The 19,964-nt window shown below is 43.3% G+C and carries 20 protein-coding genes and 2 pseudogenes; 17 read left to right on the top strand and 5 right to left on the bottom strand.

From position 1 onward, the window contains the following. The first annotated feature begins 104 nt into the window (after window positions 1-104). From ACXHJ2_RS18620 to ACXHJ2_RS18610, 3 genes are all read left to right on the top strand, one after another. Entirely contained in the window at window positions 105-1,622 is a 1,518-nt protein-coding gene (locus ACXHJ2_RS18620) for a glycoside hydrolase family 30 protein (RefSeq protein WP_025677423.1), read from the top strand. A 306-nt stretch (window positions 1,623-1,928) separates the two neighbouring features. Next, on the top strand, window positions 1,929-2,435 hold the full coding sequence (locus tag ACXHJ2_RS18615) for an S-layer homology domain-containing protein (RefSeq protein ID WP_025677424.1): 507 nt from the start codon (window positions 1,929-1,931) through the stop codon (window positions 2,433-2,435). Between the two features lie 101 nt (window positions 2,436-2,536). Beyond that, the gene (locus tag ACXHJ2_RS18610; protein WP_013369594.1) at window positions 2,537-3,025 is read left to right on the top strand and encodes a hypothetical protein; all 489 of its coding nucleotides are present in this window, start codon (window positions 2,537-2,539) and stop codon (window positions 3,023-3,025) included. A 367-nt stretch (window positions 3,026-3,392) separates the two neighbouring features. On the opposite strand, the gene ACXHJ2_RS18605 is transcribed toward ACXHJ2_RS18610, so the two are convergent. Continuing rightward, window positions 3,393-4,187, bottom strand: a complete 795-nt coding sequence (locus ACXHJ2_RS18605; RefSeq protein WP_058829602.1) for a tyrosine-protein phosphatase — start codon at window positions 4,185-4,187, stop codon at window positions 3,393-3,395. Window positions 4,188-4,495: 308 nt separating this feature from the next. Here ACXHJ2_RS18605 and ACXHJ2_RS18600 point away from each other — a divergent pair, with 308 nt between their 5' ends. The 3 genes from ACXHJ2_RS18600 (at window position 4,496) to ACXHJ2_RS18590 (ending at window position 6,409) form a co-directional block, all read left to right on the top strand. Further along, complete coding sequence (locus ACXHJ2_RS18600; RefSeq protein ID WP_165082699.1) at window positions 4,496-5,056, top strand: MFS transporter; 561 nt, start codon at window positions 4,496-4,498, stop codon at window positions 5,054-5,056. 24 nt (window positions 5,057-5,080) lie between these two features. Further along, window positions 5,081-5,359 (top strand): DUF1648 domain-containing protein, encoded by a 279-nt coding sequence (locus tag ACXHJ2_RS18595; RefSeq protein ID WP_165082697.1) that lies wholly within the window; start codon window positions 5,081-5,083, stop codon window positions 5,357-5,359. A gap of 153 nt (window positions 5,360-5,512) precedes the next feature. Continuing rightward, entirely contained in the window at window positions 5,513-6,409 is an 897-nt protein-coding gene (locus ACXHJ2_RS18590; protein WP_165082695.1) for a TetR/AcrR family transcriptional regulator, read from the top strand. Window positions 6,410-6,985: 576 nt separating this feature from the next. On the opposite strand, the pseudogene ACXHJ2_RS18585 reads toward ACXHJ2_RS18590, so the two are convergent. Then, window positions 6,986-7,140, bottom strand: a pseudogene (locus ACXHJ2_RS18585) (cupin domain-containing protein); the annotation flags it as partial. 345 nt (window positions 7,141-7,485) lie between these two features. Between ACXHJ2_RS18585 and ACXHJ2_RS18580 the strand changes: the two are divergent. Together ACXHJ2_RS18580 and ACXHJ2_RS18575 are read left to right on the top strand one after the other, a co-directional pair. Continuing rightward, window positions 7,486-7,707 (top strand): annotated as a pseudogene (locus tag ACXHJ2_RS18580) (IS5/IS1182 family transposase); the annotation flags it as partial. A 70-nt stretch (window positions 7,708-7,777) separates the two neighbouring features. After that, a complete protein-coding gene (locus tag ACXHJ2_RS18575; protein ID WP_165082691.1) occupies window positions 7,778-8,257 on the top strand; it encodes a GNAT family N-acetyltransferase in 480 nt (159 codons plus the stop codon). Window positions 8,258-8,429: 172 nt separating this feature from the next. Here the strand turns inward: ACXHJ2_RS18575 and ACXHJ2_RS18570 are convergent, their stop codons facing one another. Then, window positions 8,430-8,936: a hypothetical protein gene (locus ACXHJ2_RS18570; protein ID WP_165082689.1), complete on the bottom strand. Its 507-nt coding sequence runs from the start codon at window positions 8,934-8,936 to the stop codon at window positions 8,430-8,432. A gap of 75 nt (window positions 8,937-9,011) precedes the next feature. On the opposite strand from ACXHJ2_RS18570, the gene ACXHJ2_RS18565 reads away from it, so the two are divergent. The 7 genes from ACXHJ2_RS18565 (at window position 9,012) to ACXHJ2_RS18535 (ending at window position 14,860) form a co-directional block, all read left to right on the top strand. Beyond that, entirely contained in the window at window positions 9,012-9,842 is an 831-nt protein-coding gene (locus tag ACXHJ2_RS18565; RefSeq protein WP_165082687.1) for a hypothetical protein, read from the top strand. Window positions 9,843-10,069: 227 nt separating this feature from the next. Next, entirely contained in the window at window positions 10,070-10,408 is a 339-nt protein-coding gene (locus ACXHJ2_RS18560; protein ID WP_025679706.1) for an iron-sulfur cluster biosynthesis family protein, read from the top strand. Between the two features lie 145 nt (window positions 10,409-10,553). Continuing rightward, window positions 10,554-11,114 carry an SLOG family protein gene (locus ACXHJ2_RS18555; protein WP_025679708.1) on the top strand — a complete coding sequence of 187 codons (561 nt, stop codon included), beginning with the start codon at window positions 10,554-10,556 and terminating at the stop codon, window positions 11,112-11,114. Between the two features lie 156 nt (window positions 11,115-11,270). After that, window positions 11,271-13,136 (top strand): rhamnogalacturonan lyase, encoded by a 1,866-nt coding sequence (locus tag ACXHJ2_RS18550; RefSeq protein ID WP_446724840.1) that lies wholly within the window; start codon window positions 11,271-11,273, stop codon window positions 13,134-13,136. 175 nt (window positions 13,137-13,311) lie between these two features. Beyond that, on the top strand, window positions 13,312-13,545 hold the full coding sequence (locus ACXHJ2_RS18545) for a hypothetical protein (protein ID WP_013369600.1): 234 nt from the start codon (window positions 13,312-13,314) through the stop codon (window positions 13,543-13,545). A gap of 111 nt (window positions 13,546-13,656) precedes the next feature. Continuing rightward, a complete protein-coding gene (locus ACXHJ2_RS18540; RefSeq protein ID WP_165082685.1) occupies window positions 13,657-14,523 on the top strand; it encodes a DL-endopeptidase inhibitor IseA family protein in 867 nt (288 codons plus the stop codon). A gap of 91 nt (window positions 14,524-14,614) precedes the next feature. Continuing rightward, window positions 14,615-14,860, top strand: a complete 246-nt coding sequence (locus tag ACXHJ2_RS18535) for an HPr family phosphocarrier protein (protein WP_165082683.1) — start codon at window positions 14,615-14,617, stop codon at window positions 14,858-14,860. Between the two features lie 90 nt (window positions 14,861-14,950). Here ACXHJ2_RS18535 and ACXHJ2_RS18530 read toward each other — a convergent pair whose 3' ends face one another. Beyond that, entirely contained in the window at window positions 14,951-15,739 is a 789-nt protein-coding gene (locus ACXHJ2_RS18530) for a formate/nitrite transporter family protein (RefSeq protein WP_165082681.1), read from the bottom strand. A gap of 89 nt (window positions 15,740-15,828) precedes the next feature. Further along, window positions 15,829-16,611, bottom strand: coding sequence for a Cof-type HAD-IIB family hydrolase (locus tag ACXHJ2_RS18525; protein ID WP_165082679.1), 783 nt, complete (start codon window positions 16,609-16,611; stop codon window positions 15,829-15,831). Window positions 16,612-16,809: 198 nt separating this feature from the next. On the opposite strand from ACXHJ2_RS18525, the gene ACXHJ2_RS18520 reads away from it, so the two are divergent. Both ACXHJ2_RS18520 and fabD read left to right on the top strand, forming a co-directional pair. Beyond that, on the top strand, window positions 16,810-17,829 hold the full coding sequence (locus ACXHJ2_RS18520) for a WXG100 family type VII secretion target (protein ID WP_165082677.1): 1,020 nt from the start codon (window positions 16,810-16,812) through the stop codon (window positions 17,827-17,829). Window positions 17,830-18,629: 800 nt separating this feature from the next. Continuing rightward, window positions 18,630-19,886, top strand: coding sequence for an ACP S-malonyltransferase (fabD, locus tag ACXHJ2_RS18515; RefSeq protein WP_238791090.1), 1,257 nt, complete (start codon window positions 18,630-18,632; stop codon window positions 19,884-19,886). Window positions 19,887-19,964 lie beyond the last annotated feature (78 nt).

Here is a 19,964-nt window from a genome sequence, read left to right as displayed (position 1 = left end):
TAGATATGTAACATTCAGTAGGTATGCAAAGGGAAACCCAAGTGAAAGCTGAAATAGAAGGAAATATAGGGGACAGTCTGATTATGGAGAGAGGAGGACATTAGATGAAGAAACTCCCAAAACAGCGACGTTCTGACTTCTTCCTGCTTATAGTTGCAGCTATCATCTTGATTGGTGCTATTCTGATCAGTCTGGCTATGCAGAATGGTGTGAACACGGCAGGCGAAAGGAATGTCAGTATGTGGCTAACCACACCAGACCCGGCGAATCGTCTGACACAGCAAGCCCCAATCCCATGGAGAAAAGACAACAGTAACGAAGTTGCAGCGAATGCGGATACACTGACGGTTGAGATTAGACCAGATATTCGTTACCAGACGATGGAAGGGTTTGGCGCAGCAGTTTCCGGTTCGTCCGCATATCTGATGAATCATGGCATGTCTGCCAATCAGCGTGATCAGTTGCTCAATGACTTGTTTACAGCCGGGGGTATTCAATTAAGCTATATTCGCCATACCATTGGAGCATCAGATTATTCAGTGGATGAACAGGGACAGCCTAGCAGCTATACCTACGATGATGTGGCAACAGGCAAGGACTATGAGCTAAATCATTTCTCCATTGCCAAGGATCGGGATGTGATCGATGTGCTGAAGCAAATTCTGAGAAGAAACCAGGATTTACGGATTATGGGGACTCCATGGACGGCCCCGCCCTGGATGAAATATGGTGAGCAGATATATAACGGTTGGTATTTGGACTATACCGATGCGCGTGTCTATCAGGCGTATGCTGACTATTTTGTTCGTTATATACAGGCCTATGCGAATGAGGGGATTCCCATTCAGGCGATTTCCATTCAAAATGAGCCGGAATTCACCACGTCCAAGTATCCCAGCATGAGTATGGGAGCAGTGGAGCAGGCGAAATTTATTAAGCAATATTTAGGCCCTGCTTTAAGTCGAAACGATTTGTCTACCCATATCATTGCCTTTGACCATAACTGGGATACTGGGAGTGAATATGCCAAGACCGTGCTGGGAGACGAACAGGCTCGAAGCTATACGCACGGAACGGCCTTTCATTGCTACAAAGGAGAGCCGACAGCGATGTCAGACGTGCACAATGCTTTTCCGGATAAGCCTGTTTATATGACAGAATGCAGCGGAGGAGCATGGAGTCCGGGCTTTGGAGATGATTTAAGCTGGGATATGTCCAAGCTAATTATTGGTGCACCCCGAAACTGGTCGCAAAATGTCCTCTTTTGGAATATTGCACTTGACCCGTCCGGCGGTCCGACCAATGGCGGATGTACCAACTGTAGAGGTGTAGTGACCATCGACCCGTTAAGCGGTGCCGTTACGAAAAATGTAGAATATTATGCGATTGGACATGCCAGCAAATTTGTCCGTCCTGGTGCGGTACGTATTGATTCTACTCATTATAGTGGAAGTATTGAAACGGTCGCTTATCGTAACCCCGACGGTACGCTGATCCTGATTGCCGCCAATACGGGAGAGAACACAAAAACATTTAAGGTTCGGCAGGGAAATCAAGTTTTCAAATCAACCCTTCCATCTAAGTCAGCAGCTACCTTTCAATGGAAGCCTACAACTTCCTGAGAGGGCCTGTACATCCATGTTTATAAAAATTTTAGAGTGCTTAGCCCTATCTGGCTAAGTGCTCTTTTTTTCTCTACCAAGTTCCAACTATGAATAAATAAAATTTTAAGATTGTTCAGAATCGGTTCAGAAGTGGATGATAAAATCTTTTCACTAACAAAAGAATGAACCATGTACGGGGAGAAACTGGTGAATTAAGAACAAATAAAGAATGGTAGAAAGTGCTAATCGAGACGTTGCTGGCAGGTATAGCATGGGGACCACAGTTTTGTTCATGTGGAAAAGAAAGGGGACACATCAGCAATTGTGAATAAAGCGAATACAGTATCTTTTACCGATCAATCCAAAAATATGTCGTCAGAGGCGTTACAGGCAGTACAGGAGGCTGTGAAGCAAGGGCTGATCACTGATTATCCGGATGGCTCATTTCGCCCAGATGAACCACTGACGCATTGCGGCGGTGGCAGTTCTACAACGAATCCAACACCAACGTCCACACCCACACCTAACCATGTACCTGTCACAGCCACAGTTCCTCCCGATCAATATGGCATTGTAGGTTCTGGAGATACACTAGTGGATTTAAAAAATGTATTTTTTAGTGCTGATCAGGATGAGCTATCGTATCATGTGATCACTTCAGATGTATACGTAGTAGAAGCAGAAGTAGCAAGTCAACAGCTTACGTTAAAGCCCAAATCAGCAGGAAGCACACAGGTGTTTGTGACAGCAGAGGATGGAAAAGGTGGTAGAGCGAGCGTGTTTTTCACCTATACAGTCACTGGCTCTACTTATAGCTCAACTTTGACGTAATTAAGATGTTACAAAGTTGGACATTCACGTTGTATTTAGTGGTACCGCCTGGCAGAGCGACTATATTTCAGGTTCATCAGGAACCACAGGAGGCATTTTTTTTGTTCTTTTCACAATATGTCGATGGTGGAGACGGTCGCATCGTGCTGCAATTGTTTTACAACCGAGAATGTGACCTCTCTCATAAAATAGAAGGATATGAGCTGGAGGTTCACCAATTCATGAAAAATACGAACCGCATGAACGTGTCCAGCATAGCGCTATATCCGGTTAATCCATTAATACCGTATCTGATCATAAACAGCATCTTTTACGATTTTATGGATGTTACAAATGTTTCCTATTTTAATCAAGAGGGTCATTTCTATAACCCAAGCGAATTTAATACGGTCGCATATGTACTAAAATATCATGGAACTGTGGTAGATGTGCTTGGAGAGCCTCATTCGCAGGATCAATTGTTTCCTCAAGGCGGGACATTTGTTCGTAAACAAGGTATAACATGCGGCTCGCCCGTTTTTAATCAGCAGAATGAGTGGATTGCTTACCCGAAAGGTACTTATCAATATGTGGGCAGGCATACACCTTAGTTGTGTATATTGGTCTGAGACCTCTACTCTTTGTAGTGAAAGCCAGTTGGGAGACAAATTCCTCATCTCCGACTGTGTTCCCAGAAACAATTCTTTCATCAAGCTTGCCTTCGAGCATTCCCGGACAAAGGCTCATTTCCTCTGCAGGAGATGTTCCGTCTTACAGCTCTCACGCCACGTATATCATTTAAAATCCCCTCACTAAATCTTTTCTTGTTGTTTCGCGTCACCAATTATAAACATTATAGTTAAGTATAGAGTCAATTTTATCTTCCATCGGTGAATGTACATATAGTTTCCCTTGATCAGTCCTCGGTTAAATACCAGAATACCCCATAGTAGATTGGACAAGGTAACTTCAATTTCGTTACTCTAGAGCGAGCTCTTTGAAGCGTTCCAGGTGCTGCTGCGAAACGCCGCATTCGTTTTTCAAGTATCCTTCAATGTTCGCATGCCGGCTCATAATTCCCTGTAGCACGTCCTCCAGATAATCACGCTTCACCTCCAGCATGGGCCTGATTCGCTCTGCAGGCACTCGGTAAAAGCTCATCAGTCGGATCATTTTCTCGGCTTTTTTCATACGTGGCCCGATGCATATATTGGAATGCAAGTAGTCCTCAAGCACGCTTTCGTAGGGAATTCCCAGAAACAGCTGAATAATCGCCACGATGAATCCAGTTCGATCCTTGCCCCCAGTGCAATGAATCAGGACAGGAAACTTCTCTTTTTCGGACAACAGAGTGAAAAGTTTCTGTAACGTAGACTTAGAGCCAGTTCCCATATGATCATACATGTCTTTCATCGTTTGCTCAAAATCGATATCCTTGCCATGTCTAATTAAATACCTTATAAATTCGAGACGGGTAAATTCCTGACTTTTATCCTGCATGGCCAAATTCTTTACTTCGACTCCCTGATTCAGCATGCGGCTCTTGTTCGATTTCTGCTCCGTTTCCGTTCTTAAGTCGCAAATCAGCTTAAGGCCGATTTGATCCATTCGTGCCATGTCGGCTCTCGATAACTTTGACAATTCGTCGGAGCGGAACAGGATTCCCTTTCTTACTCTCTTCCCATCCGTGGTGGCATAGCCTCCGAAATCCCTGAAGTTGGTCAAGCCATCAAAATAGAGTGCAGCGGTGTGCTCATGATTGTTTTTTTGCATATTCTTTTCCTTCCGTTCATTTATAAATCCCTGTTTTTTCATGACTAAATCAATGCTGTATATTTCGACCCCTGACATTTATCTTATTTTGACTATTTGGTTTTGTAAAGAACTAATAGTTCATAATCCGAATAAATCTTTTTATATCGAGGATTGACACACCTGGCTCTCAAGGATATGATGAATTGAAAACCAAAAAGTTTTTAATAAAACTAATTGGTCGAATAGGATCTTGACGGGCTAGACTGAAGCAGGCTTAGCTTAGTCCTCAACCTTCGTTCATTTCTATAGAAAGCAGGTATTTGTATATGTCTCATCATGCAGTTATTGACGAATCTTCTAAGGAAGTGTCATTTATATTCCGTCTATATTTTTTACCAACGCTTGCGATCGTCATTGGGACGTTTATGGTGATTTTGAACAGCACAGCTCTTAACCTGGCCCTCGCGACCTGGGTTCAGGAATTTGGTGTTTCGCTCCAGACCACTCAATGGTCGGTAAACGCCTATACACTTTCACTTTCTGCGGTCATTCCGTTGGCAGGATGGCTTTCGGACAAATGCGGTGCTAGGAAGGTGTTTCTTTGTTCTATTGGATTATTCATGTTAGGTTCCATATTATCTGCATTCGCGCAAAATTCTGGACAACTGATTTTTTTTCGGATCATTCAAGGTTTAGGGGGAGACATGGTTTCCCCGATTGGAATGGCCATGCTATATCCCCTTGCTTCACCTGACAAGCGAGGGGCAATCATCAGTTTACTTGGGATTCCAATGCTTCTCGCTCCCGCGCTAAGTATGGTACTATCCGGCCGGTTGGGTGAATTCGTAGACTGGCACTGGACTTTCTGGCTTACTACTCCCAAATAAGATAGAACAAAAGGAGGCAACGCATTGATTAAGATTCTCTTTCATCCTAAAACGCCCGTTTTTGTCACGGTGCTTGCGTGGCTTGCCGCCATGATAGTGGTCTGGTCTGTTCCTCTGGAGATCCCTGTTCATTTCATGAATGGACAAGCCGACAGGTTCGTCAGTCGATGGGGCGGTCTTTTTGGTTTTCCAGCCTTGATGACCGTGTTGCTCATAATCCGAAATTGGCTTGACACTGTTGTGAGGCTTATTTATGTGCTGGTCTTACTCCATATTTGTATGCTATGTATCGCTCTAATGTAAGGGAGAACGCTTTTACTGAGTACCATGGAGTGGACCGGACACCTCATTTTGGCACGACGCCTTCTTTTTTGCTCGCTGGATATTGGCTATACTTGATCAAGGAACTTTGAAAAAATCACATCTGTCCGTAACAAGTGATAAGGAGACATAAGCATGAGTTTAATAAAGGAAAAAATCGTCCAATCTGCTATCCGCCTTTTTATGGAGAAAGGCTATAGAGCAACCTCAATTCAGGATATCGCCGACGATTGCAGTATCGCCAAAGGTTCCTTGTATAAATTTTTTGAGTCCAAGGAAGAGTTGTTCGTCAGTATATTGAAGCAACGCCAGCAGTACATGATGGATGAGGTGGAGCGAATTCGGGAAATGGCATTACCGCGTCGGGAAACGTATCTGGCCGAAATTATGGGTTTATTCCAATTTTTTGGCCGTCACGGCTACTATATTTCCCGAGATTACAATGAATTTCCCTCGGCGAGCAACGACAACATCTCTACCCTCATTCATCAGATTCAGATTCAGATGTTCAGCTATTACCAAAACCTGCTGATGCGCCAATACGGCTCTGCCATATTGGATTGGAAATGGGACGTAACTGCCATGTTTAGCGGCATGATCCGGGAGTATACTTTTCATCTGCTATTTGCCTACAAACCAATCACCGTCGAAAAAATAGCAGGATTTATCGCGGAACGTATGGATGATTTGGTTCAAGGTTTGAGTAAATGTTCACCTCAGCCTCTGCTAACCTATGAGTTCATGAAAGAGTATGAGGAAGTGGATTTAGAGTCACTTGTCCCGACAAGCTCAGCGAGGATTTCCGTTTTGTTTCAAGCGATCTTGTCGATCATTCCTGATCTATATATCCCAAATGCCAGAAAGAAGGAACTTCAGCAAGTGACCGTGTTGCTTGAGGAAGAGTTGGAAAATAAGGCACCTAGATCGTTTTTGATCCAGGCATTGCTGCGGGATTTGGCCGCTGAAGCAGAACTATCGTTCTATGCCCACCAGTTGCAACAGCGGCTAGGCGAGCTTCTTATTAAAGATTGATTTCGATATGAGTAAAAGGCGGTTTTCTCTCAAGTATGATTTCGTATTATTAGGTCAACCCAAAATTTGGGCGGCCTATTTTAATAGGTGTTTTAAGATGATGATAGCCGGGGGAGAACTAGGTGGTTTTAGGGGAATAAAAAACCCGTCAAGAAAACTGTCCCACTCCGCCTCTACTTCACGGGAAATGGTTGATTTCGAACCAACAAGATAGGCGTTCATTTTCTGGTGTTCCATCAAAAAACGTAAGACAACAGGTGGGAGTTCCGTTTTCTCGTTAGCAGAACTGGAAGTCCTTCATGCATGGCATAGTTTGGTACAAACATGTTTTCAGAGAAGGTTTCTTCCTTGTTCTGACATAGGGGGATACGTCAGCCGATAGTTCGATACGGCTACCGATGTTTCGTATGGGCTACCGTCGTTCGTGGAAATCCGGGATAGGCCAGCTGAATTAGTTGATCATGACAGCAAGATCATGATCTCCCTAAATTCGTGCAGTGTCTATCGTATTTGAGCTAAACAATTGAATCACCTCATCCCCATCTTATGTGCAAATGTCTAATTAATTGGATTTATCTATCTCTCAGTAGACATGGCCATTTCTTTTGTTTGATGAACTGTACCAAATGGATGCTCAGGCGGTGCGTAGATAACATATATTTCAAGAGTTGTATTTCCTGTTTAGTTACATTATTCCATTTACCAACAGGTAACATCAGTGCATAGTCACAAAAAATATACCATATTAAACGATCATACCGTTCAGTTTTTAGAGAAACACGACCATGTCCTTGGCGTGTTTTTCTATCAGTATGTTAGTTGTGTTGAAAGAAAATAAAGTGTTAAACTCGGAAAAATAGAGTATTAGATTGTAATGACATCGGCCGGATGCGTGAAGCTGCAACGCGTGCTCTTGTTATTCTCCCAGAGCACCGAATTGGGCGCGACCGGTGACATCGGCGAGCTGTGCGGCGAAGCTGCGGCTTATGTTCCTTGTTGCTCTTCCGAAAGCAATGGTTCAGCGTACCAGTCTAATACTTTATTTTCTTTGGATACGTGCCCTATTTGTCGCTTTTGACCGCCAGCAAAAACGCTTTGAATTTAAGGTCGAAGCCGTAGCACTTGATTCGGGTTATTTAACAACGTCAATTTGCAAAGGACTTCAAAGCTGGAAGACCTTTGCGGTGATTGCTCACCGGAGATTTCATCCCAAGCAAGGATTGTTTCCAAAGTGGAAATTCACCTTTGACGCCGAGCGAAGTATGTTCGTTTGTCCGGCGAATCACGAACTGAAATACTGAACCACAGACCGAAAGGACTACCGGCAGTATGCTCCCGAATTTTAGATTTAATTGAAGGAGATCGTATATGGTTATTCGAGAAATGAAAAAAGAAGACAATGCAAAAGTAAAAGAAATTATACAAGATTCATTAAAATCACTTGGATTAGCGATTCCTGGAACAGCTTATTTTGACCCTCAACTTAATGACCTATACCAATACTATAATAATTTAAAACATGCGAACTATTGGGTAGTAGAAATGGAAGGAGAGATTGTTGGTGGAATTGGTATAGCACCGTTTAACGAACATGATAAAGTTTGCGAATTACAAAAGCTATACTTAAGTCCAAAAGCTCAAGGTTTAGGGCTTTCCAAGAAACTTATGGAAACAGCTTCGTCTTTTGCCTCTAAACATTATGAAAAATGCTATTTAGAAACAATGCATGAATTAAAAACTGCATGTTTATTATATGAAAAGTTTGGATTTACACTTTTACATGAACCTCTACCAGGTTCTGAACACTCTGCTATGGATGCTTGGTATATAAAAGCTTTTCAAAGTTAGGTGTGTCAGTCTAATGTTTTATTTTCCCTGTACAAGTGGACCCTCATGACAAACATTAGCTGGTTTTCTTGTGTACGCTTCTTGCTGCAGAACTTATTCAAATAAATTTTAAAGAAGAGAAGACGTTCTGATTTTATCGGAACGTTTTCTTTCGGTTGGAAGGAGAAACTAATCAGTCAATTGAGACAATTTTCCATACACCATCTTTATCCTTTTCAAAATAGAAGGTATACCGTATATCGGGAGAGAAGCCTTCTTCTTTATTAAGTCGTTCGCCTACAATGGGAACCAATATCCGATCATTTTCTTGTAGAGCTTCAGCAATACCAGTAAACTTCACCGGATAGTCGAAGAGATAATCGTGAGCTGTTCCAACCCTTGGACTGAGGGCAGCATGGAATTGATCCAAATCGTTTGATACGAAGGCGGATATTGCCGCTTTGAGTTTCGTTATCATTCCATACTCAATTAGTGGATCTTTAATTTCATTCCATTTGATCTCGTCCAAGCTTTGGTGTGCGGTTGATAACTCTGGTCCTTCTTGAATTGCTGATTCTGAGGCTGCCGGTACTGTTTCATTAGTGGAGGTTCCTGTTGTCTCCTGCTTTCCACAACCAGCAAACACACTTACACTTATAGAAAGTATAAGAATAGAAATAAATTGAGCAGGTTTGTTCATATTTAGATTCACCTATCCTTTCTCTTTCAATAACGACTCCTAAGAACAATAAACTTTTTGCAAAGGAGCATTAAAATGAAAAATCTAAGATTAAAATACGCTATTGCTTTCCTGTCGAGTATAGTGTTGGTGGGAAGTATTAGTGGCTTTTCTATCACTAACGCTAATAGTACATTACAGCCTAATACCTATGTTCAAAGTTCAGTTAATACTGTAAATCCATCTGTATATCAGTCCATAACTAAGTTTAAAAAGAACGAGACTCCAGATCAAGTGATGTGGAAGGAAAAAAACATTACGTTATTGGCAAAAAAAGTCGAGCTGGAAAATGTTCCGAGTTCTGAGAAAAGTGTCATTACATCTATAACGATCAAAAAAGGAGAAAAGAGTTACACCCTTAAAACAGATGGATATAATGATAAACTGCGTGATATATCGAGTGCAGTAGTATCTCCTTCTAATACATGGTTGGCTATACAAGCACAGCGCAGTGCGGGAAATACGTTGTTACTGATCAATCTTACAACCGGAAAATCTATCATTGTAAATGATCTTTTGAAGGCTAAAGGCAAAAGAAATATAGAATCCATTACTGCTTATAACTGGTCACCGAAAGAAGATCAAATTGCCTTTGCGTTCGGTGATACATCAAGCAGCTCCCTAGCCATTTATAATACGAAGAAGGATGGCTTTATATATCTTCCTAGAGAAACGGATTATATTAGCACTGGCCTGATTTTATGGCATAAAGATGGAAAAAGTTTAGACTATATAAGTGAGTATCCATCTGATCAAAAGAAATTATACAGATACTCCATGGACAGAAAAAAGGTGAAATCTGTTAAAAAAATTAGCCAGAGTGAATTTCAAAAATGGTTCAAACTTGATAAATACCAAACAAATTAATACAAATGTAAGGGTGGATTTGAATCGTTGGGCACAAAGGAACCAAGTAGAGATGTGCATTCAGCAGAATCTCCGCGAAGAAACAAACGGTCTCTTTTATAAATGCCATCATTAATGATCTCCTTGTACTTAAAGTTTTGAGATGATTATAATGAAAATATAGTTTATATTTAGACTTTTTGAAATTGTTGAGTCCAAATATGTCCAAAAAGGAGAGAGTTCATTTCATGAGTATACATTTAGAGTTGGATTCCTTGTCGGTTGAAAGGCTAGCGATGGTCCTTTCAGGACGGCCAGGCATGTTCAAGTTGTTTTATGATACAGAAGATTGTGGATGCAACGGCGTACTTGTCATCTTGGTGATCGATGCACCGAATGCAACCGATATAGCAGTTCAGTCCGATTCTTATTCTTTTTGGGTAGATCGGCAGCAGGAGCAGCAGTTCGATAGCAAAATGCGGCTTGAGGCAGATCCTAGTTACCCGTCGTTCAAAATAAGTAGCGATGCTGGTGTGTTGAGTAGCAATGTTAGAATTCAAGATCGGCGTGTAAACTCCGAGGGGTGATATGCGGGCGTGATAGGAATTCATTAAGCATCATAAAGTAATTTTGATTGAATACTAAATTCCCAAAAGACGAACCTTCTTTAGCCCATAGGGCAGAGGTTCGTTTTTACAATAATCTTTATGATAATTTCAGAAGGACGATGAGATGATGAAAAACTTGCTCGTTTCTGGCTATCGTGCCCATGAGCTGAATATTTTCAGTCAAAAGCACGAAGGCATTCCATACATTAAAAAGGCGATTACAAGCAGGCTGATTCCCCTGATCGAAGATGGGCTGGAATGGGTGATTACCCCCGGCCAATACGGGGTGGACTTGTGGGCTTGCGAGGTCGTCATTGCATTAAAACAGCAATACCCCGACCTAAAATGCTCTATTATGATGGCTTATCAAAATATGGAGGAAAAATGGAAGGAGGATAAAAAGGAATACTTTCAGCAGATTTGTGCCGAAGTTGACTATGTGGGAGTAGTTAGCCGCCAGCCGTATCAGGGAATATGGCAACTCAAGGCACGGGATGAACTCCTTTTCCGCAAAACAGACGGTTTATTGCTTGTGTATGACGAGGATGCCGGAGAGGGTAGCCCACGTTTTATGAAGGAACTGGCATTGAAAAAACAGCAGGCAGAAGGCTATCAATATATCAGTATTAGCTCAGAGGATATCCAAAGCATAGCTGACGAAGAACGATTATTCATGGACCTCTGATTTTTAAAGTATTAGCCCGGATTTTTGAACAAAAAGGACGAATTCGTCCCTTTACATTCATGTAAGCGCTATCATAAGATTTAAACAACAATAACTTATCAGTCAGATAAAATAAATTTATTGAAAATACAAACCATGAAAGGAGCTAATGATCAGATGAACAAAAGGTTTCGGCATGCTGTATTGCTCTGTCTCGGTGTCATGTTGTGTGGAGTGGTCACTCCGATGGATAGCCCAATCTCAGCTGCCTCTACAAGGCAAATGGAGAAGCTGAACAGGGGAACTGTCGCAGTGAAGGTACCAGAGGGTGTACTGGTGAGCTGGCGCTTATTGGGTACGGAAGCGGATTCGGTTGGTTTCAATCTGTACAGAGGGGCAAGCAAGGTGAATGATGCGCCGATTACATCGAGAACCAACTTCCTGGACAAGGCAGGTACGACCTCATCTTCGTATACCGTTCGTGCCGTGGTTAACGGAGCAGAGCAGGCCGCTTCTCCAGCGGTAAAGGCGTGGAACAGCAACTATCTGGACGTTCCCATACAGCAGCCTGCGGGAGGTACAACCCCGGATCATATGAACTACACGTATAATGCCAATGATGCCAGTGTGGGGGATCTTGATGGGGATGGCGAGTATGAGATTGTGCTGAAATGGGACCCTTCCAATTCTAAGGATAATTCGCAATCCGGGTATACGGGAAATGTATTTTTGGACGGATATGAGCTCGATGGAACACGCAAATGGCGAATCGATCTGGGACGGAACGTTCGGGCTGGTGCACACTATACGCAATTTCTCGTCTATGATTTTGATGGAGATGGTAAAGCAGAGGTTGTATGCAAGACAGCAGACGGCACGGTAGATGGTACAGGTGTAAAGATTGGCGACGCTTCGGCTGATCATCGCAACACGAGTGGATATATTTTGAAAGGCCCCGAGTTTCTAACTGTGTTCTCAGGTGATACAGGCAAGGCTCTTAGTACGATTGACTATGTGCCACCGCGCGGAACGGTGTCCAGCTGGGGAGATAACTATGGTAACCGTGTGGATCGTTTTCTCGCCGGGGTTGCTTATCTGGATGGCGTGAGACCCAGCATAGTGATGGCACGTGGTTACTACACGCGTACTGTTCTAGTCGCATATGATTGGCGGAACGGCAATTTAAGCCGCCGCTGGACCTTTGACAGCAACAGCTCCACCAATGCCGGGACGGCTGGACAGGGGAATCACAGTTTGAGTGTGGCAGATGTGGATGGAGATGATAAGGATGAGATCGTGTATGGCTCACTGGTTGTAGACGATAACGGAGCGAAGCTGGCTAACACGGGAATGGGACATGGAGATGCGCTTCATGTCGGGGATTTGGACCCGGACCGTTCAGGATATGAAGTGTTTAAGGTGAACGAGGATAAAAATGCCACCTACGGAGCAGCTATGTACGATCCGCGCAATGGCAACATTTTATGGGGCGTAAAAACAGGCAAGGATACCGGACGAGGCATGTCGGCAGACATTGATCCGCGTACGAAGGGGAATGAGCAATGGGCACCAGGCATTGGGTTACGTTCAGCCCAGGGGCAGCTCATTACCAATACGACGCCTTCTTCCATTAACTTTGGTATCTGGTGGGATGGAGATCTGCTCCGTGAACTGCTGGATCATACCTCCTCAAGCGCTGGTAAAATTGACAAGTGGAACTATGCGAACTCGATGACTTCCAACTTGCTTACGGCCACAGGGACGAGTTCAAATAACGGAACCAAAGGGACACCATCGTTGCAGGCTGATCTGTTCGGTGACTGGCGGGAGGAAGTCATTTGGCGCAAAAGTGATAATTCGGCGCTGCGTATCTACACAACACCTTACGAGTCAGAACACCGATTCTACACGCTTATGCATGATCCGGTGTATCGCCTGAGTGTGGCCTGGCAGAACGTAGCCTATAATCAGCCCCCGCACACCGGATTTTATCTGGGAGAAGGGATGTCCAAGCCCCAGCAGCCGAACATATACACTCCTTGATATGCAGCTCGGTAGTGGGTTGAATACTAGTTAAATGAATATAATCAGAAAGGGCTCCATGCTAATCGGGGCTCTTTTTGTTATGGGTGCAGAGGGGAACGTATGTTTTCCATATAAATGGGAACGCTAGTTCCTACAAAGGTAATATATGTGTATGATAAAGGAGGCGGGATCTGTGAGTTCTTTAACGACTGAAAGCATGATCGAGCTCGTAACTAATGTCGGATTCCCTGCAGCATTAAGCCTGATTCTGTTAAAATACATTCTCGTCACCCTTAACCGTAGATTGGAGCAGCTGGACCGTTCTGTGAAGCAAATGTCACGATCCTTGGAAGAGATCGAGGCAAAGCAGAAGAAACGGTCAGAACCTACGCTCCCGGCAAATACGGACAAACTTCGTGCAGAATGAACAACAAAAGGCAAATAGAAACAATTTAGCAACCTAATCGAGCACCGAAATTCTTATAATAGAAACGTGTGCAGTTTATGCAGACATATGATTATGGAGGTGTATTTGAGTATGAAAATAAATACGAAACTATCCGCACTATGCGTTGCGGCCACACTTTTGAGCGCGGCACAGGTCGCCGCTGCTGCACCCGCTGTGACCAGTCCCGCGAATGCGGCGCAACCGAACGTTGCTAGTCCGTCAGCAACTGTACCGACCCAGATGCCTGCACCAGCAGCATCAGCGTCTGTTGCGACGCCAGCTCCTGCGCAAGCGCCGTCAGTTCCAGCAACAACTGCCCCAGCCGCAGGTTCCGTCCAAGCGGCCACACCAGCAGCTCCGTCTGCACCAGCACCGCGCCCATCCGCGTCGGTAGCCCCAGCGGCAGCTCCGTCTGTACCATCGACTGCCAAGCCGTCCAAGCCGCAGCAGCCGTCTACTTCGACGCCAGCCGCAGCTACAGCTACTAGCGTGAATCCAACCCAGCTGGACAAGCTGAACCATGAGAGTGCGATTCCGCTTGTGCTGGAGGCGCAGTCTCGTTATCAGTATGCCATCAGCGGTGGCAAATCGTTGGGCCAAGCGTTCCAGTTGAACGGTAAAAGCTACCGCTATTTGTCCGAGGACATCGGTACGAAGACCAAATTGATCAACTATCTAATGCAGGCTTATACGAAACAGGCCAGTGAGCAATTTGTCGGCAAATTTTTCGTTGAAGTCAACGGCAGACTAGCTCAGTTGAACGCAGATGGCGGCAATTTGCTAGAGTTCAGCCGGGCTACGGCGAAAATGGTAACCATGACTCCGGTGAAGCGCAGCTACCTACTGACCGTGCCTTATCCGGCAGAAACCAAGCAGGCGAACGAGAAAATCACCGTGAATTTTGAAAAGGTCGGTAGCTACTGGAAGGTCAGCTCCGCGCCGCATGTCATTTTCTAAATAAGTTTGTGCAAGGTTCTTTATAAATAGGGTATAGTGATGTTAAGGCTTGTTTCGTAAGCCCCAATTCAACGCAGGGGAGTGCTGTGCAATGATGACACCCATCAAGGTAAAAAACGTTAAGGATATTGAGAAGATCAATCAAATCGTATCCAATTATACGTATGACATCTGGATTCATGGCAAAAGCGGCATGGCAGATGCCAAATCCATTTTAGGCATGTATGTGCTCAAGCTGGATGAGCCGCTAACTCTGGTTGTACCTGACAACGTCAATCCCAAAAAGCTGTTCAAGGAGTTGGAGGAATTTATTCATTTTCCTACTCAAGCAGAATAAACAGCAAAGAAGCATCTGCAGACACTGCATACGCAATTTTTCGAATTTAATGCAAAGAAGCCATGGAACTTAGGTTCCACGGCTTCTTTTTTAGTGTTCCTCCTCGTCCAAAAACGGGAGATTGACCGAATAGTACATAACCCCCATAAGCAGCACGCCACCCACCAGATTCCCAAGCGTAACCGGAACGAGATTATGGATGACGCCAGCGACAGAGACCGTACCCGGATGATCCAGCACGAGCGCAATGGCGAAAGTACACATATTAGCTATACTATGCTCATATCCCGAAATGAAAAAGCAGAATACAAACAGCATCATAGCGAACATCTTTGCACCATTTTCCTTCATAAACATCGGCACAAAAAAGGCGAGGCAGACCAGCCAATTACACAAAATTGCGCGGAAGAATAGCTGCATTGCAGGCGCTTCCATTTTATGTTCAACCACGCTCAGCAGAAAGCTGTTCACGCTGGAGGAGTCAAACAGCCCTGTCAGGTATATAAGGAGTGCGAAAACCCCCGCACCTAACAAGTTGCCTCCATAGCTGGCAGTCCATAGCCGCAGCACCTGACCCCAGCGCAGCTTTTTACGGAGCGCAGCATAGGTGTAATAGAAGGTGTTGCCGGTAAACAAATCCCCGCCGCCGTACGCGATCAGAATGATGGCTGCCCCGAACGTGAGCGCCGCCATGGGATAAGTGAATGGAGAATGCTCCATGTAAAAAAAATTGCCCGTCTTGAAGGCGACAATAACGCCGAAGCCGATAAACATACTCGCCAGCATGGAACGCGCCAAATACCGGAGCAGGCTTTGTTTATAAATTTTGTACTTTTTCAGGGCTAGCTGTTCGACACTGCGTAAGCCTTCCGTTTCCATACCAACGACAACCTCCTATTTTCTCATATCTAAGTCATTAAACCGACTTGTTTTTTCCCGAAACATGCTCAGCCTTCCAAGCAATCCAGTCAGCTTAACAAACCAAGCTTTTGCAGTCCATACCAAATACCGTCTTCATCAGCGCGCTTTGTGACCATTTTAGCGGCGGCTTTGGCTTCATCACAACCGTTCCCCATCGCGACACTGTTATGTATAGTTGTTAGCATCTCCACATCATTTAATCCATCGCCAAAAGCGTATTGATTCTCAGCGGCAATGCCCAGTCTGGACGTAATCTCGCGGATGCCTTTGGCCTTGGAGCCAGCGTGAGGAACAACGTCCACCGAACTTGGATGCCAGCGTACAAAGTCAAATGCCTTGAATACCGCTTCATAGAAAGGCTCTTCTTCTTCCGTACACATCAACAGCGTCTGATAAATATCTCTCCCTTGGAAATAAAGCGGATCGTATCCCACTGAAATCTTGGCTTTAAGCGTTTGGATCGATTTTTCTACAAGCTCATCGTTAGGAATATTGGCTTTCATGTCCATATGATCCATATATACGAGAGCATGATTATGTGTGAGTGCCAGATCGGTCATCGCTTGCAAGGCTTCACGATTCAGCGGATTGGTAGCGACGACTTCCCCGCGAAGCACGACATATTGCCCGTTAAAGCTAACGTAGGAATCAATTTCTAGCTGCTCACGGATATCCTTGAACATAAAAGGTGCACGTCCTGTTGCGATGGCTACCTCATGTCCTTGCTCTTTCAAAGCAAAGACAGCCTTTTTGGCGGTTAACGGCATTTTCTTGTCATCGTCCAGTAATGTACCGTCGATATCGAAAAAAATAATTTTTTTGTCTGACATGTCCTTACACCTGACTTTCAATAATATATTGTCGAAATAAACTCATATGGATTCATTATATCAAAGGAACTGCTTCTGAATACACAAATACGTATAAATCCTCATGAATGTCCGACTTCTATAGCTTACAATATGAAATAAGGATTACTGTAAACTATACTGTCTATCTCCTATTTTCGAAGATGGGATGTGATCACCATGACAAAAATCCAAGTCACACCGGAGCAGCTGGATAACGTGGCCTCCCAATTTGCCAATGCCCACGGCATACTGTATAACCAGCTAAACGGTCTGGATAGCACAATGAACCACCTTCACAGCCAGTGGGATGGTATGGAGAGAAATCGTTTTTATAATGACTATCGTACAGCTAAATATACGCTTTCTTCTATATTAAATAAGGTTCAATCCATTGAAATTGAGCTAAAAAGTATTGCTTTGAAGTTTAGAAATGCGGATGGTGGGAGCACACGTGGCTTCTGGTCAGCCTTGGCAGCAGCGATGAACGCCAGTGCAGCGCTGGCGGGCAGCGGAGAGGGTGGAAATCATACTGGAGATATCGTGGATTCACCCCAAAATATAGACGAGTGGGAGCAGGCAGACGCGGATAAATATCATCAATATGAGGAACTATTGAAAAACGCAGAGACCATCGGCGACAAGCAGGTCATGCAGAAGATCCACGACCAGATGAATGTCCTGCGGCTGCAATACGAGGACTCGGTTATCCGTACAGATTACAATACAGGAGCGACCTCCAAGATCACATCCGATTCCCTTGTTGCCGTCACTGAACTGACAGGTAAAGACGGAAGCAAAACGGATATATCTATAGATAAAAAAGGAAATATTATAAGTTATGAGCAAAATACGGACAAATACGATTACTGGGTCCAAAAGCATACTCAATCAGCTGGAGAGCACGCTCTAGGTAAAACGGCCCAGACCGTTACCGGTTATGGAATGGGTCTTATTTTGTCGCGCGGGACTGGCGTCAGTGGAGCAGGTTCGGGCGCAGTCTCCGGCTGGGGAGAACACGTTGTCGGCATTGGTAGCGGCATGATCAGTGACAAGGTGCTGTTCTCTGTCCCCGATGAGGGAGAAACCCGTACCATGATCTACCGAACAAATAAAGAAACTGGGCATGTGGAGAACATGATCATCGTCACCAAAGGTGAAAATGAAATGAAGTATCGCTATTGGGAGGATTATAACTAGAACTTGAGTGGGAAATGATTTTAGTAAAGCGAATAGCAATATCTATCACATCTACAGACTTTTTCAAGACTAAGCGAGCGGCAGTGGAAGACTGCAAAACTCACCAGTTGGTAAAATCTGTAGATTTTTTCGTGCGCATATTTCTAAAATTATATTTGAGTTATTTAATTGTTACATCGTATTTATGATTTAAGCAGCAACTTTATGGAATAAAGGGCATCTGACTCATGTCGTGTCTTTAATTTATTTTTTCAAATGTAGAGTAATCTGAGCTTAAGAGCAAGGTTCAAAAAAAGATTGTATTATCATAATTTGGATAAATGTGAAAATACAATAAGAATGTATTTATATCAATCTTTTAAAAATATTTAACAATTGCATAATTTAATTTTATTTATTTTTATGTAGTGAAAATAATGAAAAAAGCTATTCTTTCAAGAAAACGACTTTATCTAATGACAATCAACAAACTTCTACATTTTGCGACCTTTTATTTACAAAAATGTAACATTTGGAGGTTGACTTATTCATTGACTTTGTTGAAATAAATCGTTATTTTAATTCGTAAAAGGAGTAGAACATGGGTTGGAATAACGATTTATAAATTATTAATACAAGCTGATTAAATGCTAGTACACGGTGATTACATATGATTAATTTGTTTTTAAATGATTCCTTTTTTCATTAATTATGTCGATCATAAATTTCTGCTTTAATACTACAAAGGTTATAACTTGCAACAGAAGTTAAATTTTAAAAGTACACATATTCAGAAAGCTCACTGGAGAAGAGGTTTTCAGATGAATGGTTTTCAGATGAATGGTTTTCAGATGAATGGTTTTCAGATGAATAAAGTATCTTTTATTTTTCCTGGGCAGGGTTCGCAATATGTAGGAATGAGTAAAGAACTATGGGATAATTTTAATGTGGTAAAGCGTTTATTCGAAGAAGCGGATGATACCTTAGGTGTAAAACTCTCAAAACTTTGTTTTGAGGGAGATTCCCAAGAGCTTCTTCAGACCATGAATGCCCAGCCAGCCTTACTTACTGCCAGCCTTGCTGCATATTATGCTAGCAGAGAAATACTGGAACTGGAACCTCAACTGTTAGCTGGGCATAGTTTAGGAGAATACTCAGCATTGGTGTGCAGCGGTTTTTTCTCTTTTCAAGATGGACTTCAAATCGTGAGAAAACGAGGAATGCTCATGCAGCAGGCTACAGCTAACGGGGTAGGGACTATGGTTGCTGTTGCGAATGTTTCTGCTTCTATTCTGGAGAGCTTATGTCAAGAGATATCTACGGATCGTGATGTTATATCTATTGCATGTCACAATTCAAACAATCAGTACGTGCTATCGGGACATACAGAACCTATGGCTCGAATAGTGGAGCAAATCAAACGTCTAGAACAAAGTAAGGTTAACTATTTAACAGTAAGCGGGCCTTTTCACAGTACTCTGATGAAGCCTGCAGCAGATAAGCTTGCCGTAGAACTAAAGAAATTCCCGCTACGCAAGGGAAGGTGGCCGGTTGTTTCCAATGTAACAGCCTTACCACATGATGAATTCTCGATTTATGAATTGCTGTACAAGCAAATGATAAGCCCCGTACGCTGGACAGATACGATGGATTATTTATATCAGAACGGTATTACCGTTGCGTTAGAATTAGGTCCGAGAAAAGTACTTGGACAGCTGATGAAAGAAAGATATCCGAGTATCTCCACTTTTTCTGTTAATACCAGTTCTTCTTTAAAAGAGGTGGACAAGTGGCTAAGTAAGCAGCAAACTACACGCAAAGTTACACTTGAGCGTCTGGAGGAAGGCTTTGCAGCAGCGCTTATTGCACGAAATCGAAATGGGGATTACAAACAACATATGGAGGGGGTTGTTTACCCTAGTCAGCAGATTCGAAATCGGATCAATCAACTTCAAAGTCATAAAAATGACACCGTTTATAATGCGGTTAATACAGAGGTGTTAGAGCTAATTCGTACTATTCTCACTACCAAGCAAGTGCCCGAGCAAGAACAACAGACGATTCTTAATATGTTCTAAATAAGATTCATCAATGATGTTGGAGATTGTAAATTTATTAACTGGAAGCTAATAAATCTTACGATATACGGGGGAATA

This window comes from Paenibacillus sp. ALE3, from assembly GCF_054113405.1.
This window is presented reverse-complemented; position numbering and strand designations above follow the sequence as displayed.